Genomic DNA, 12,796 nt, shown 5'->3' on the forward strand with positions numbered 1-12,796 from the left:
TAAAAGATGATTTATATTGTACTCGGTGTTTTATTATTTTCTTTTAATAATGTTTTGTGGAAAAAAAACTTAACTAACACTAATGTGTCCTTTTTAGTTTCATATCGAGCATTTTTTACTAGTGTTTTTGCTCTGTTAGTTAGTGTGCTTTTTTTCTCTAATCAACAATTAACTTTTGTCAATTTTATGAAGATTTCTTTAGGGTCTTTATTTGGAGTTCTTGGATTGTTTTCCATGTTGCATGTCATTAAAAAAGAATCTCTACAATGGCTAGGTATTTACAATTTAATAGGGATTGTATTCACGGCAGTATACCTTTGGATTTTTGAAGATTTAGATATCTATAAAAGTCTTTTAGGTTTTTTAATTATCATTTTAGGTTTTACTTTTTATGTATTTGATAGTTTAAATACTAATCTTAAAATTACTTTAAAGCAACATTTGCTTTTATTGACTATGATACTCTGCTTTACAATATCTTCTTTGATACATTGGAAAAATTTAACAAAAGAAATTGAACCAATTTTTATTATTGCCAATCAAGAATTTTTAGTTTTTATCGTTGGTTTAAGTGTAACAATGAATCAATATAAAAAAGTTGATCTCTTAAAGTTATTAAAAAGTCGGTTTAAAAATACCATCATTATGAGTATAGTAATTTTATGTGCTCTATTGTTTAGTTTTTTAGGTTTAAAGATTACAAACCCTTTAATTTCTGGGTTGTTTTTTTTAGCTAGTCCATTAACCACTATTTTATTTAGTTCTCTTTTCTTTAAGGAAACTATTTCACTTAAAAACAGTTTATCAATTACAATAATTTCAATAGGCGCTTACATTTTGTATTTACAAACAACTTAAATAATTAGCTCCATTTTATTAAATCGGTAGCAAAAAGTAGACTTATTTAAAAATAAAACTAGAGAGTCTTTTCAAAATCGTAAGTATTCCAATTTTTATTTTTAAAATCTCTCATGAAAACCAATTTAATTAGATTAAGTATCCTATAAACTAAGCATTTTTCTTTTCTATAAAATAAATCATAGATAAAATGTAAAAGCCACTACCAATATAATATAAGTAATAAGGATTGTGTTTTTTTTAATTTAGTTTGAACTTAATACTAAAATATTTTCAAAATCAAAATAGTTTTCAACAATTAAAAAATTTATTTCTTACGGTAATTAAAGTATTATTCTGTTTACAATTTAAAGATTTATAAATCAATTTGGTATATCTGGAAAAGAAAAAACCCTTTAAACGTTGAGTTTAAAGGGTTTTGATTCATTTTGAAATTGTTTTCGCGGAGAAAGAGGGATTTGTCATCCATTTCTAACCGATTGATATTGTTGATTTTAATATCTTTTGAATTCCTAGGGTCTCGCTTTTGCATCTATAAATGACGTGCAAATTTTTCGAAATCTTATAGTACAAATCTATGAAAATTAGATGATTAAACAAAGTGATTTACTGAAATTATTGTTCATTTATTGAACTGGTTATTACTGTAAAAAGTATGTAGAATGAAGTTTAATAATTGATACATTTTTTATAAACCTCATCCGATAATCAAAGGTTCTACTTGTTCAATCTTTAAGCTAGTGTAGTTACAGAACTCCTCAACTGATACAAACTCATTTTCAAGCTTATTCAGGTCACTTCTTATCTTTTGCAATAATCTTGCACTTTGTCTATAACTCTTTCCTGTAATGCGTTGTATGTCCTTTGGGTAGATACACAACCTCTTTTTTTCAATTTTCATACTTTATCCATGCCTTTGACTAGGCTTTGAGTTACCTAAAACCTATCTGAATTAAACACTTGAAGCCATAAAATTAATCATTCTTTGAACTGGTTCAGAAACGATTAATGAACTTGTTGTAATGCCTTTTGTGTAGATTATGGTCATCTGTGTCATAAAATGACAATCGTTTCTTTTTGTATATAATCTTGTTTCAAATTTGCTTTAAATCATTCAAGAATAGTTGCAACTGATGTATAGAATGAAGGAGATTTTAGATGAATGTTTAACAAAATTTTGATGTTATGGCTAGACAGAAAGGCATAATTAAACTAAAAGGTACTATCGGAGATATTACCTTTTACAAAACGCAAGATGGTCACTTAGCAAGAGAAAAAGGTGGAATTGACGCGAGCAGAATTGCGAGTGATCCTGCGTTTCAAAGAACTCGTGAGAATGGTTCCGAGTTTGGTAGAGCTGGTAAAGCAGGAAAAATGCTTAGAAACGCTTTACGACCATTGCTTTTAAATTCTGCGGATGGTAGAATGGTGAGCAGATTAACGCAAGCAATGATGAAGGTTATTCAAGCGGATTTGGTTAGTGAACGTGGTTTACGTAACGTGATTGATGGTGAAGCAGAATTGTTATTTGGTTTTGAATTTAATATTCGTGGAAAACTTGGTACTACTCTGTTTGCTCCTTTTGTAGCAACTATTGACCGTGTGGCTGGTGAAATTACTGTGGATTTGGCATCATTTATTCCTGCGAATATGATTGCTACTCCAAGCGGAACAACTCACTATAAAATCATTTCTGGTGGAGCTGAAATTGATTTTGAAGCTGAAACGTATGTAGTTGCTACCTCGGAAACGGCAATTTTGCCATGGGACGGAACTGCTACTGCTCCAATTAATCAAGTGAATGCGGTTACACCAGCTAGTACAAAACCTTTGTTTTTGGCTTTAGGTGTTGAGTTTTATCAACAGATTAATGGGCAAATGTATCCATTGAAAAATGGTGCTTTTAACCCATTATCGATTGCAAAAGTTGATAGCGGTGTATAATCAGTATTCAGTCACAGTTGACAGTATTCAGTAATGGTACTTTTATTAACTAGAACTTATTTCCCTGATGGAACCAATGGTAAACTCGAATACGAAGGTAAATTGATTTGTAATACAATTGAATTGACTTGGAGAATGAACCGAAAGAGAGTTTCCTGTATTCCGGAAGGGAAATATTTTATTAGAAAGCGATATAGTAAGAAATTTAGATGGCATTTAGAAGTGGTAGATGTTGAAAATAGAAGTTTGATTTTATTTCATCCTGCTAATAATGCTATGAAAGAATTAAATGGTTGTATCGCTCCCGTTACTAAGCTTTCTGGACCAGGTTTAGGTTTACTATCAAGAAAAGCTTTTGAGAAGCTTAAAACTTTAGTTTATACAATCTTAGACAGACAAGAAGTTGTTGAATTATTAATTATTTCTAAATTATAAATTATGAAAAAGATATTGAATCGAGTTTCTGCTCCTATACCAAAGTTTTTTAAAGTGCTTCGAACTGTTGGTTTGACTTTGGCTGCTGTTGGTGGAACTATTTTGGCTGCTCCAGTTGCTTTGCCCACAATTGTTATTACTATTGGTGGATATGTTGCAGTAGCTGGTGGAGTTTTGACAGCTGCAAGTCAGTTGACCACAACGAATGACAGCGAATAACCATACTTTAATGGGTACAGCTGGAGGCACATTTTTAAGTATTGTTCCGAATATTCAATCTGAAGATATTGCCAAAACGGTTATCTTAGCTACCGTTGGAGCAATTGTTAGTTTTACAATTTCGTTACTGCTTAAAAGCCTTAACAGGAAGCACAAAAAATAAGTTTAGCCCTAGTTGTGGTGACCTTTGGGTTAAATAAAATGAAGCCTAGTCGTAAGACCAGGCTTTATTTATTTATTTATTGCAATAGCGGTATAAAATTACCCTACGCATATCGTTAATTAGATTGATGTTTTGATGAAATTGATTTTCTTTTTGTTCTAAAATTTTCAAAGCTTCAACATGTTTTACATGCTCTTCATGTTCTGCCATTAATGCTTTAGATTTTGGGAAAAATTCTTTTTTGAAATCAGGTAACCTTAAAAATGGAATTACTGAACCTACTAAATATTGATGCCAAAACTTTGTTTTCCATAGACTATAAGCAATGAAATATACATTTTCTAAATCTTCATCATTTTTAAAGATAATAACAAAGCTGTTTGTAAATGGTTCTTTTTGAGGTTTTCCACTATTTAACCCTTTGTTTAGAATAAATAGATGTGGTTGTGGGTAAAACGTTCCTTTCTGATGGGTTTTAATAATAAAGTTTAGCATGACTTCCGATTTTAAATATTAGCTTCTCTTTTGCTCTTATTTTCATCTGAAATACTGGATTGCTTCGCTACGCTTCGCCCATTAAAATTTTTTCGCCAAATGTTATTTTAAATTGGAAGCGAAGAATATTCATTTCAAAAGAAAAAAAGAAAAAAAAGAAAGCCATTCGTCTAGTGGAGGGTTTCAAAAAAGCAAGTTTTTTTTAAAAAATACTACCACCCTAATTCGTCCTTTGGAAGTCGGAATTTGTTGCTTGGTAGAAAAGTTGTTTTGAGAACGTATGGGTGGTGGAGATTTTTTAAAAAACCCGCAGGGCTTGAACTTGCTTTTTTGTAAACCTGGAACTTACCTTTGCTCTCTTTTTTTTATTTTATTTTTTTGATCACGGAGCAGGATTTTCTTTTGAGGGCGGATTTTTTTGTTACAGAGTTGGGGTCGTCTTGCAAGGGTTTCAAATTTTGGGGCTGGAAAAAAAACAAAAAGTCAATTATAAACGCTTTTGTCCAGAACCGAAATTTGAAACTCTTGCTGCACTGTTTGATTTTTTGGGGTGCGTGGAAGTGTTCAGTATGCACAAATAAGTGTTCTGACCCGTCCTAAAAAAAGTTTACAGATTTAACTTTTATTTATTGATAGTCCTGAGACAAATTTACACTTTAAATTTAGTCCTAAAATAGTATTACATTTTTTTTGATGTACTCGTGAAGCTCGTTCAGAGTAATCTATGTTACAGTTTCGCATTTTGAGTACGTTCGATAGTAGTTTTTCCATAATCGTTTTATTTCCTTATCCGTAAAATTATCGTGTAGTTCAGAGGGAGTTGCATTCCCAATGCTCGAATGAGGACGATCCTCGTTGTATAGCTTGACAACCGATTTCAGTATTTCTTTTGCTTTTGAAAGTGATTTTATTTCGTAATCAAACAAATATTCTCCTTTGATTATTCCGTTAACACGTTCTGCTATAGCATTTTCCAATGGATCTCCATTTTCGGTCATTGATATCTTTATGCCTTTGTTCTTTAATGTTTTCACATACCCGGAGCTGCAATATTGAGAACCTCTGTCTGAATGGTGTATAAGTCCTGTCGCTTCTGGGGTCAGCGTTTTTATAGCCATTTTTAAAGCTGCAATGCTTTCTATAGCCTCCATAGTATCTGCAACATGATAACCAACGATTTTCCTTGAATATGCATCTGTGATAAAGCTTATATAATAATGACCGCCTTTTGTCTTCCAATACGTTATGTCACTTACCCATATATGGTTGGGGCCGAGTGGTTCCAGACCTTTAATCAAATTCGGATACTTCTTCATCCAATGGTTGGAGTTTGTTGTTATATGATATCTTTTACGCTGTTTTATGAGCAAATTATGCTCTCTGAGTAGGTCGAAAAACGCATCCCTACCCATTTTTATATTATGTTCATTCATAAAATCTTCTAGTTTATAAAATAATTTTCGCCCACCTAAACGCTTATGATCTTTACGAATATTACTGATTCTATCAAGCAATATCTCCTGCTCAATTAAGTCCTGTAAAACGCGTTTTTTACTTTGGTAATAAGCCTGTCTTGTTACACCAAACCAAGAGCATAAGTCGGCTAAACCTATGCCCTTGAAGTTTTCCTTCATTGTTTCTATGGCTTGGTATTGTGCTTTTTTCTAATAGGAATATTAAACTCTTTCTCAGCAATATCAACCATTGTCGAAAACGCAATAGCTTTCATCTCTGCTGTTTGAAGTTGTTTTTCTAGTTCAGCTATTCGCTTTTTGAGTTTTAGCATCTCAAAATCATCCGAACTTTCCTCTTGTTGTTTTTTTTTCTTTGACATGCTAACAAAATTAGTGTTTTTCACAAACTTATCTTCAATACCAAACTTGCGCATCCACATCCCTATTTTACCATTTTCTGTTGGATAGCCCGTATAACGCTTATAAATCGATTGTTTAGTCTCATTTCCAGACAAATAATCATCGATTATTAACTTTTTTTCATGATCTGAAAAATACAGCTTGTTGTTGCGCCATTGTCCTAAAATCACTTTGCTTTTTTCTTTCATTTTTACACTTTTTGTGTAAACCTAATTCAGGACAAGTCATTCAGTTGTTTCGGAGATGTGAAGCACCTCAAAAAACAATGCAAATACTACCGAGTGCGTTGGCAGTAGCGAAAGCAAGTATGTGGTTTTTTTGATTTGTTTGCACTTACTTTCTGATTGCTTTTTTGGGTGCAGATGCTTCACTTGTCATTGAATAGAAAGGCTTGAAGTTTGAATAATTTTCTTAGAAATTCTAAAAACATCAGCAACCGGAAAGCAATTACTACTCCATATTCTGACAAATCAAAAAACCACACTCTTGCTGGGCAATTTTATCTTTTGAGGGTGCTTGAAAGTGTTCAGTATTCAGATTATAGTGTACAGTTGTTTCGTAGATGGGAAGCACCTTCAAAAGATAATGCAAACACTACCGCTTTAAACACACAGCTGATAAAAACAATTGATGGATTTCCTACGAAGTATTAAATTTCTTTTAAAGTATAAACGTTCTTATGAAAACCCGAAGGGTGACCCGCGAAGCCACGTGTTTTTGGTAGCTGGGTGGTGCGAGGAAAGCTGCCAAAAATGTGTGGCTGGAGCGGGGCACTTGAGCGTGGGGAGAGCGGCTTTTTTACATAATGTTATTATAGGGCAATGCACCATCTTGATTTGGAGCACTCTTTTCTTTATTGCCCTATAATGCCACATTATGTAACTAAGCTTTGGGAAAAGTTTTTGTTGCCTTGCACTATTTATCTATCGGAGGGATAAACTTCTGGCATACAAAAACTTTTGGAGCGTTGGGAAGGAGTGGCAATTGCAAAGGGGTTTTGTACTTTAATATTTCGTAATTTTGCAATTCTAAAAGATTGATATTATGAATGAAGATGAAATTTTTAAACTAAAAGTTCAACTAACAAACGAATACTTAAGAAGTGGTGGTACTCAAAAAATAGAAGACCCATATTTGCTACAAGATATAATTGATTTTGATGAATTGAGACCAGAAACTACTACTAGTAGAATGAGAGCTTTTATGAATTTGCAGTTAAATATGCATTCACGACCGCCTTTTTTTTTCAGAACAATCAGTTTCAGAGTATAAATCGCTTGTTCAAAAATCATTTTGTTTTGACCAATATGCTATTGATACAAAAGAGCAGTTTGATGAAATCTATGAAAAGTATAAAACGTCAGAAGACATTCTGTTTCGTGGTCAACGTGAAGCAAGTTGGCGTTTATACAACAGATTGCAAAGACAGTGGATTATAGATAACCTTTATGAGAAAGGATATAGTTATCAAGAATTATTGTCAAAGTTTGTTATTGATGGAAAAGCTGATTTTGAAGAAATGATTCTTGGAATTCTAGATGTTCATCATATTGATGTAATAAATAATATTTCAGTACTTGGCTTTTTACAACATCATGGATGTCCGACACCATTACTAGACTGGACCTATAAATTTCAAACAGCTCTCTATTTTGGATTAGATAAATTAGAAGAAAATACTGGATCTCGTGAAATTGATAATTATTTTAGTGTTTATTTTATCAACCAAAAAGATATGGAAGGTGGTGGGATGAGACAAGTAATGGATGACAGCCTTGATGTGTTTGATGAAGAACACTCTGCAGAAATGATTGCGAAGTATTCTAAGGATGAAGCTCAACGCTTAGAAATGACAGAACATTTTAAGGGAAGGAAGATCTTTGATAAAGATAGAATTCCTGGTTCTGGTATGATAGAATACGTAACGAGGGTTGAACATATGATAGAATTTCCACTTAGTTTCTTCAGTGACAAGGATGCGAATACTGGTTTTATATTTTCGTTAAATAATAGCAAAAATATATTGAACCAATCTGGAGTATTTGTTTGGAATGCAAGTCCGAGCAAACCTTTGGAAGTTGTTGGTGCAGAGCTGTATTTTGCAGATAAAGAAAATGCGAATCCTGACGAGTACAGATTTTGCGAATGCTTTAATATTAACAAAGAACTTGCATCATATATTGAGCAAAAGCTTGCTGAAGATGGAATTACTAAAGATTATATTTACCCAACACTAGATATTGATACGTGGGGTGTTTATGAAAAAAATGTTTAATACAATTTTAATTTTCACAAATAGAATGACTTGTATATGATTAAAAAAGTGCTTGAATTTTACTTTGTAAAATATGGATATAAAACCATTATCAATTTAAAATATAATTCTATCTTTTTTAAAAGTTTTTTTAGTCAATGAAATTAGCGAAATGAAGCAAACAAAGAATTGGCTTTAGGAAAACTTGGACTAAAGACGGTTTTTGTGCAGTCTGAATGAGATAATGAATTTTTAAATTTGCTGGGATTGCTAGGATACTTTCTAGATTCCTATTTCGAAAGTACTAAAAAAATGTAATCAATTTTAATTTGTTTTCTTCTGGTTGATAATGAAGTGTTATTTGACATTTGACTTTTTCTTTTGAATATAGAACCTCTAATTCAATAATCACATTAAATTTAATTACTTTATATTCTCTTAACTCTGACATTTCGTAAATGTAGTTATCTTTTATTTTTTCTTTTATTAATTTTTCAAAATCTTTGATTGTATAGTTTTCTAATTGTGCTTTTTTGAGTTTACCACCTTTTGTAGTTATAAGATAATCAAACTTTTGCTCTTCAATTTCAATATTGAGTTTTTCTAAATCGGTAACAATGGGTGTTATGGCATTTAAAGCAATTTTAGTGTCTAAACTATATCCTTTTAAATCCTCACGTTCAATTTTATAAGATAAAAACAAATCATAGTAAAGACTTGGAATACTTTTGATTGAAAAGTTATTGCTGTCAAAAGGTAATCCTTGGGTATTTTCATTTGTTTCCCAGTCCTCATCTTCATAAGGAAGAATTACTTCTTTATTGTTTACAATGGCTACTTTACATAAAATGAATGACAACATTGTTTTAAGATTCGTCTGAGTAGTTGTATCAAGAAATCCAACATATGGTTCATAGTAACTTAATTGATGATGAAATTTATTAAAAAAAGTGTTTGAAAGATTATTAATATAAACTATATAGCAGTCATTTATGTTTAAGAAATTTGTATTCTTTTCTGATATTAATTCCTCAAAAAAAACATCTTTCTAATAGTGAAAATTTTGATCAATGATTAAATCCCCTGAAAGAATACTATGTTTTGTCTTTTTATCAAATATTGGAATTACTTTGTCAAAAACTTCATAACCATACCAAGCGGATTTTACTTTTGAACTATCAAAAACAAGAGCGATTTCTTTTTTGTTGATATTGGGTGTTAATGCATTCCTTAAATCTTTGTACTCTATTCTCTTTTTTGAATGTAAATTTTCAATGAAATGATTAAAAGCTTGCTGAATAGCCTCATACATTTGCTTATCGGAAAGTTTGAAATTTTCTTTCATAACTTCCAAATAAAAATTTTCTCTAGATTCTAAAGTAAAGATTGTTTTGTTTGACATAACCTGTTATCCCTCCGATGTTGTAAAATAACTTTTATATCTGGCCACCAACACCTTTAAACTTCTCTACAAAAGCAACAATTTTTTGAAAAACACTTTGCTTTTTAGTCAAATATTCAGGATTTAAACGGCTCATTTTTGGTAATAAATTGCTTAGTTCTGTTCCGTTTTCATTTGCAAATTCTCGCTTCAACGATGCTGCAATGTATCGTTTTGCTTCTTCCTCATTTAAGTTCTCCTCCGTAATTAATTCTGAAGCTTCTTTTTTCTGTTTTTCTTGAGCATATTTGAAGAATGAATCTATAACATTTGCTTTATCTTGAATAGTTTCCAAGTCAGTTTCATTAATAAAATCTACCACTAAACTTTCTTTTGCTCTATTGCCTATACTTGCACGAATCACTCTGCGGATTTCTTCTATTAAAGTAGCTTTGTCTTTGTTCTTTTTGTTATGCTCAAAAATTAATTCAAGAATATAATCAAGGTTAATTTCTTGTGATTTTAGTAGGTCTATTTCAAAGACTACATCGTCCCAGTCGATTGTGGATTCTTCTGATTCTTTGCCACTTTTTTCACGTCTTAACCAATCACGGATGTCATTATAAGTAGAACGATAATCTTGAATTGTTCGTTCCGGCAATAGACTTATCTCTTGCATTATTGCAATATCGTTGTCTGATACAAAGTAAGCTTCTTTAAATTCCTGAAGAGCTTCCGCATCATTTATATCAATAGTTTTAAACGCTTTGAGATTGGTAAACTCATCGTAATTCTGCAAGATATTTTCCACTCGTAAATACTCTCCAAATAATTTTGAGAATTCTTTTTTATCTTTTTCCGTTACAATTTTATCGGGATTCGGGAACTTTCCATTTAAGTCATTTACTACCTCTATGAAACCTCTACGTGCATGTCCTGTTGCAATGTCTGTAAAACCTTCTAAATATTCTTTGTAGCTTTTTTCAAGTACTACGTTTTTAGTGTTTTTATCACCAAACAACGTTATGGCATCTACAGTAGCAGTTTCTAAATCTCTGAAAGTAATGATGTTTCCAAAGGTTTTTGTAGCATCATAAATACGATTAGTACGTGAAAAAGCTTGCATTAAACCATGATAACGCAGGTTCTTGTCTACAAATAAGGTATTCAATGTTGGAGCATCAAAGCCAGTAAGGAACATACCCACTACAATAATCAAGTCAATTTCTTTACTTTTCACACGTTTTGCAAGATCACGGTAATAATTTTGAAACTCTTTACTTTCGACTCCAAAACTAGTTCTGAACATCGTGTTGTAGTCGTTTATTGCTGCCGTTAAAAATTCTTTGGCACTGCTATCCAATGCAGTTGGTTCAAAATTTTCATCGACAATTTCACCAATAGCACTTTGCTCTTCATTGGCAGCATAAGAGAATATCGTTGCTATTCTTAATGGTTTTTCACTTTCTTTTTGTAGGCGATTTAATTCTTCGTAATAACATTTGGCCGCATCCACACTACTCACCGCAAACATGGCATTAAAACCTTTGTTGGTACCTTGATTTCTATGCGTTTTAATTCTAAAATTCTTAAGAATGTATTGCGAAACTTCTTTAATACGTGCAGGATGTAAAAATGCTTTTTTATTTTCTGCAGCCGTTAATTTCTTTTCATCAATCTCTGTTTCTATGCTTTTAAACTGTGGACGAACATCATTGTAATCTACTTTGAATTTCAATACTTTTTCATCTCTAATCGCATCTGTTATTACATAAGAATGTAACTCACGACCAAATACACTAGCTGTAGTTTCAGCACCTAAAGCATTTTGAGGAAAAATTGGAGTACCTGTAAATCCAAATTGGTAGAATTTTTTGAACTTCTTATTAAGGTTTTTTTGAGCTTCTCCAAACTGAGAACGATGTGCTTCATCAAAAATGAAAACTACTTGTTTTTCATAAATAGCCAAATCACTCTCCGTTTTCATAAGATTGTTGAGCTTTTGAATAGTGGTGACAATAATTTTATTATCGTCTTTCTCTAAGTTTCTCTTTAATCCTGCTGTACTATCTGAACCGTTAACACTATCCGGTGAAAAACGTTGGTATTCTTTCATGGTTTGAAAGTCCAAATCTTTACGGTCCACTACAAAGAATACTTTATCAATGAAATCTAATTCAGTGGCCAAACGAGCCGCTTTAAAACTAGTCAATGTTTTTCCGGAACCTGTTGTGTGCCAAATATAGCCACCGCTTTCTACCGTAGACCAATTTTTAGCTTGAAAGGAACTTTGAATTTTCCATAACATTCTTTCAGTAGCTGCAATTTGATATGGTCGCATAATCAGCAAGGTATCACTTGTGTCAAAAACTGAATAGGTTAGCAATACGTTTAACAACGTGCGTTTTTCAAAAAATGTTGTCGTAAAATCTTTAAGATCTTTAATCAGTGTATTGTCGGCTTTTGCCCAGTTCATGGTAAAGTCGAAACTGTTTTTGTTTCGTTCCACCGTATTCGCAAAATAGCGGCTGTCCGTTCCGTTGGAAATTACAAAAATCTGCAAGTATTTAAAAAGAGAATTCGAACTATTTAAACTCTCCTTGGTATAACGATGTACTTGGTTAAATGCTTCACGAATGGCTACGCCTCGTTTTTTTAATTCTACTTGCACCAAAGGCAAGCCATTGACTAAAATGGTCACATCATAACGATTGGCATGCGTTCCTTTTTGTTCAAACTGTTTAATGACCTGTACTTTATTACGAGCTATATTTTTTTTATCTACCAGATAAATATTTTGGATATGTCCATCGTCAAAAACAAAATCGTAGATATAATTCTCATGAATTTTTCTAGTTTTCTCAATCAAATTATCGCTTGGCTTGTCTAAGTATTCTTCTAAAAAACGAGTCCATTCGCTATCTGAAAACTCCATGTTATTAAGTGCTTGCAATTGCACTCTAACATTTGCCAACATGGCTTCTATATTAGTTATACTTGGATTTTCATATCCTTGATTGAATAAGTCTTGGATAAATTCTTTCTCCAAAGCGGCTTCCGTTTGATAAACCGCAGGTGGTTCATTTACCTCTGAATATTTGGTATATTTATCTAAAACAATAAAATTATTCGATTCTGCTATGGTTTTAAATTGTGTCATGTTTGTTTAGTTA

General features: G+C 32.0%; 13 protein-coding genes. 7 read left to right on the forward strand and 6 right to left on the reverse strand.

Annotation, left to right across the window (positions count from 1 at the left end; genetic code table 11):
* The first annotated feature begins 6 nt into the window (after positions 1-6).
* The 5 genes from WHA43_RS04375 (at position 7) to WHA43_RS04395 (ending at position 3,619) form a co-directional block, all read left to right on the forward strand.
* Entirely contained in the window at positions 7-858 is an 852-nt protein-coding gene (locus tag WHA43_RS04375; protein WP_105045911.1) for an EamA family transporter, read from the forward strand.
* 1,185 nt (positions 859-2,043) lie between these two features.
* Positions 2,044-2,802: a hypothetical protein gene (locus tag WHA43_RS04380; RefSeq protein ID WP_105045913.1), complete on the forward strand. Its 759-nt coding sequence runs from the start codon at positions 2,044-2,046 to the stop codon at positions 2,800-2,802.
* 33 nt (positions 2,803-2,835) lie between these two features.
* The gene (locus tag WHA43_RS04385; protein ID WP_105045914.1) at positions 2,836-3,237 is read left to right on the forward strand and encodes a DUF5675 family protein; all 402 of its coding nucleotides are present in this window, start codon (positions 2,836-2,838) and stop codon (positions 3,235-3,237) included.
* 3 nt (positions 3,238-3,240) lie between these two features.
* On the forward strand, positions 3,241-3,456 hold the full coding sequence (locus WHA43_RS04390; protein WP_026726274.1) for a hypothetical protein: 216 nt from the start codon (positions 3,241-3,243) through the stop codon (positions 3,454-3,456).
* On the forward strand, positions 3,443-3,619 hold the full coding sequence (locus WHA43_RS04395; protein ID WP_162833738.1) for a hypothetical protein: 177 nt from the start codon (positions 3,443-3,445) through the stop codon (positions 3,617-3,619). Before WHA43_RS04390 ends, WHA43_RS04395 begins: the two co-directional genes overlap by 14 nt.
* A gap of 72 nt (positions 3,620-3,691) precedes the next feature.
* Here WHA43_RS04395 and WHA43_RS04400 read toward each other — a convergent pair whose 3' ends face one another.
* The 3 genes from WHA43_RS04400 to WHA43_RS04410 all read right to left on the reverse strand — a co-directional run bounded on the left by WHA43_RS04400 (position 3,692) and on the right by WHA43_RS04410 (position 6,176).
* Positions 3,692-4,114: a DUF6943 family protein gene (locus WHA43_RS04400; protein WP_105045915.1), complete on the reverse strand. Its 423-nt coding sequence runs from the start codon at positions 4,112-4,114 to the stop codon at positions 3,692-3,694.
* A gap of 722 nt (positions 4,115-4,836) precedes the next feature.
* Positions 4,837-5,748 carry an IS3 family transposase gene (locus tag WHA43_RS04405; RefSeq protein WP_226742833.1) on the reverse strand — a complete coding sequence of 304 codons (912 nt, stop codon included), beginning with the start codon at positions 5,746-5,748 and terminating at the stop codon, positions 4,837-4,839.
* 5 nt (positions 5,749-5,753) lie between these two features.
* Entirely contained in the window at positions 5,754-6,176 is a 423-nt protein-coding gene (locus tag WHA43_RS04410; protein ID WP_226742834.1) for a hypothetical protein, read from the reverse strand.
* 856 nt (positions 6,177-7,032) lie between these two features.
* On the opposite strand from WHA43_RS04410, the gene WHA43_RS04415 reads away from it, so the two are divergent.
* A complete protein-coding gene (locus WHA43_RS04415; protein WP_105045917.1) occupies positions 7,033-7,260 on the forward strand; it encodes a hypothetical protein in 228 nt (75 codons plus the stop codon).
* A gap of 100 nt (positions 7,261-7,360) precedes the next feature.
* On the forward strand, positions 7,361-8,263 hold the full coding sequence (locus WHA43_RS04420) for an FRG domain-containing protein (protein WP_262903979.1): 903 nt from the start codon (positions 7,361-7,363) through the stop codon (positions 8,261-8,263).
* Positions 8,264-8,546: 283 nt separating this feature from the next.
* Here the strand turns inward: WHA43_RS04420 and WHA43_RS04425 are convergent, their stop codons facing one another.
* The 3 genes from WHA43_RS04425 to WHA43_RS04435 all read right to left on the reverse strand — a co-directional run bounded on the left by WHA43_RS04425 (position 8,547) and on the right by WHA43_RS04435 (position 12,783).
* Positions 8,547-9,104 carry a hypothetical protein gene (locus WHA43_RS04425; RefSeq protein WP_105045919.1) on the reverse strand — a complete coding sequence of 186 codons (558 nt, stop codon included), beginning with the start codon at positions 9,102-9,104 and terminating at the stop codon, positions 8,547-8,549.
* Positions 9,105-9,290: 186 nt separating this feature from the next.
* Positions 9,291-9,644 (reverse strand): hypothetical protein, encoded by a 354-nt coding sequence (locus tag WHA43_RS04430; protein WP_105045920.1) that lies wholly within the window; start codon positions 9,642-9,644, stop codon positions 9,291-9,293.
* Positions 9,645-9,678: 34 nt separating this feature from the next.
* Positions 9,679-12,783 carry a type I restriction endonuclease subunit R gene (locus WHA43_RS04435; RefSeq protein WP_105045921.1) on the reverse strand — a complete coding sequence of 1,035 codons (3,105 nt, stop codon included), beginning with the start codon at positions 12,781-12,783 and terminating at the stop codon, positions 9,679-9,681.
* Positions 12,784-12,796: the final 13 nt, after the last annotated feature.

It is taken from the genome of Polaribacter gangjinensis, from assembly GCF_038024125.1.
GTDB lineage: Bacteria > Bacteroidota > Bacteroidia > Flavobacteriales > Flavobacteriaceae > Polaribacter > Polaribacter gangjinensis.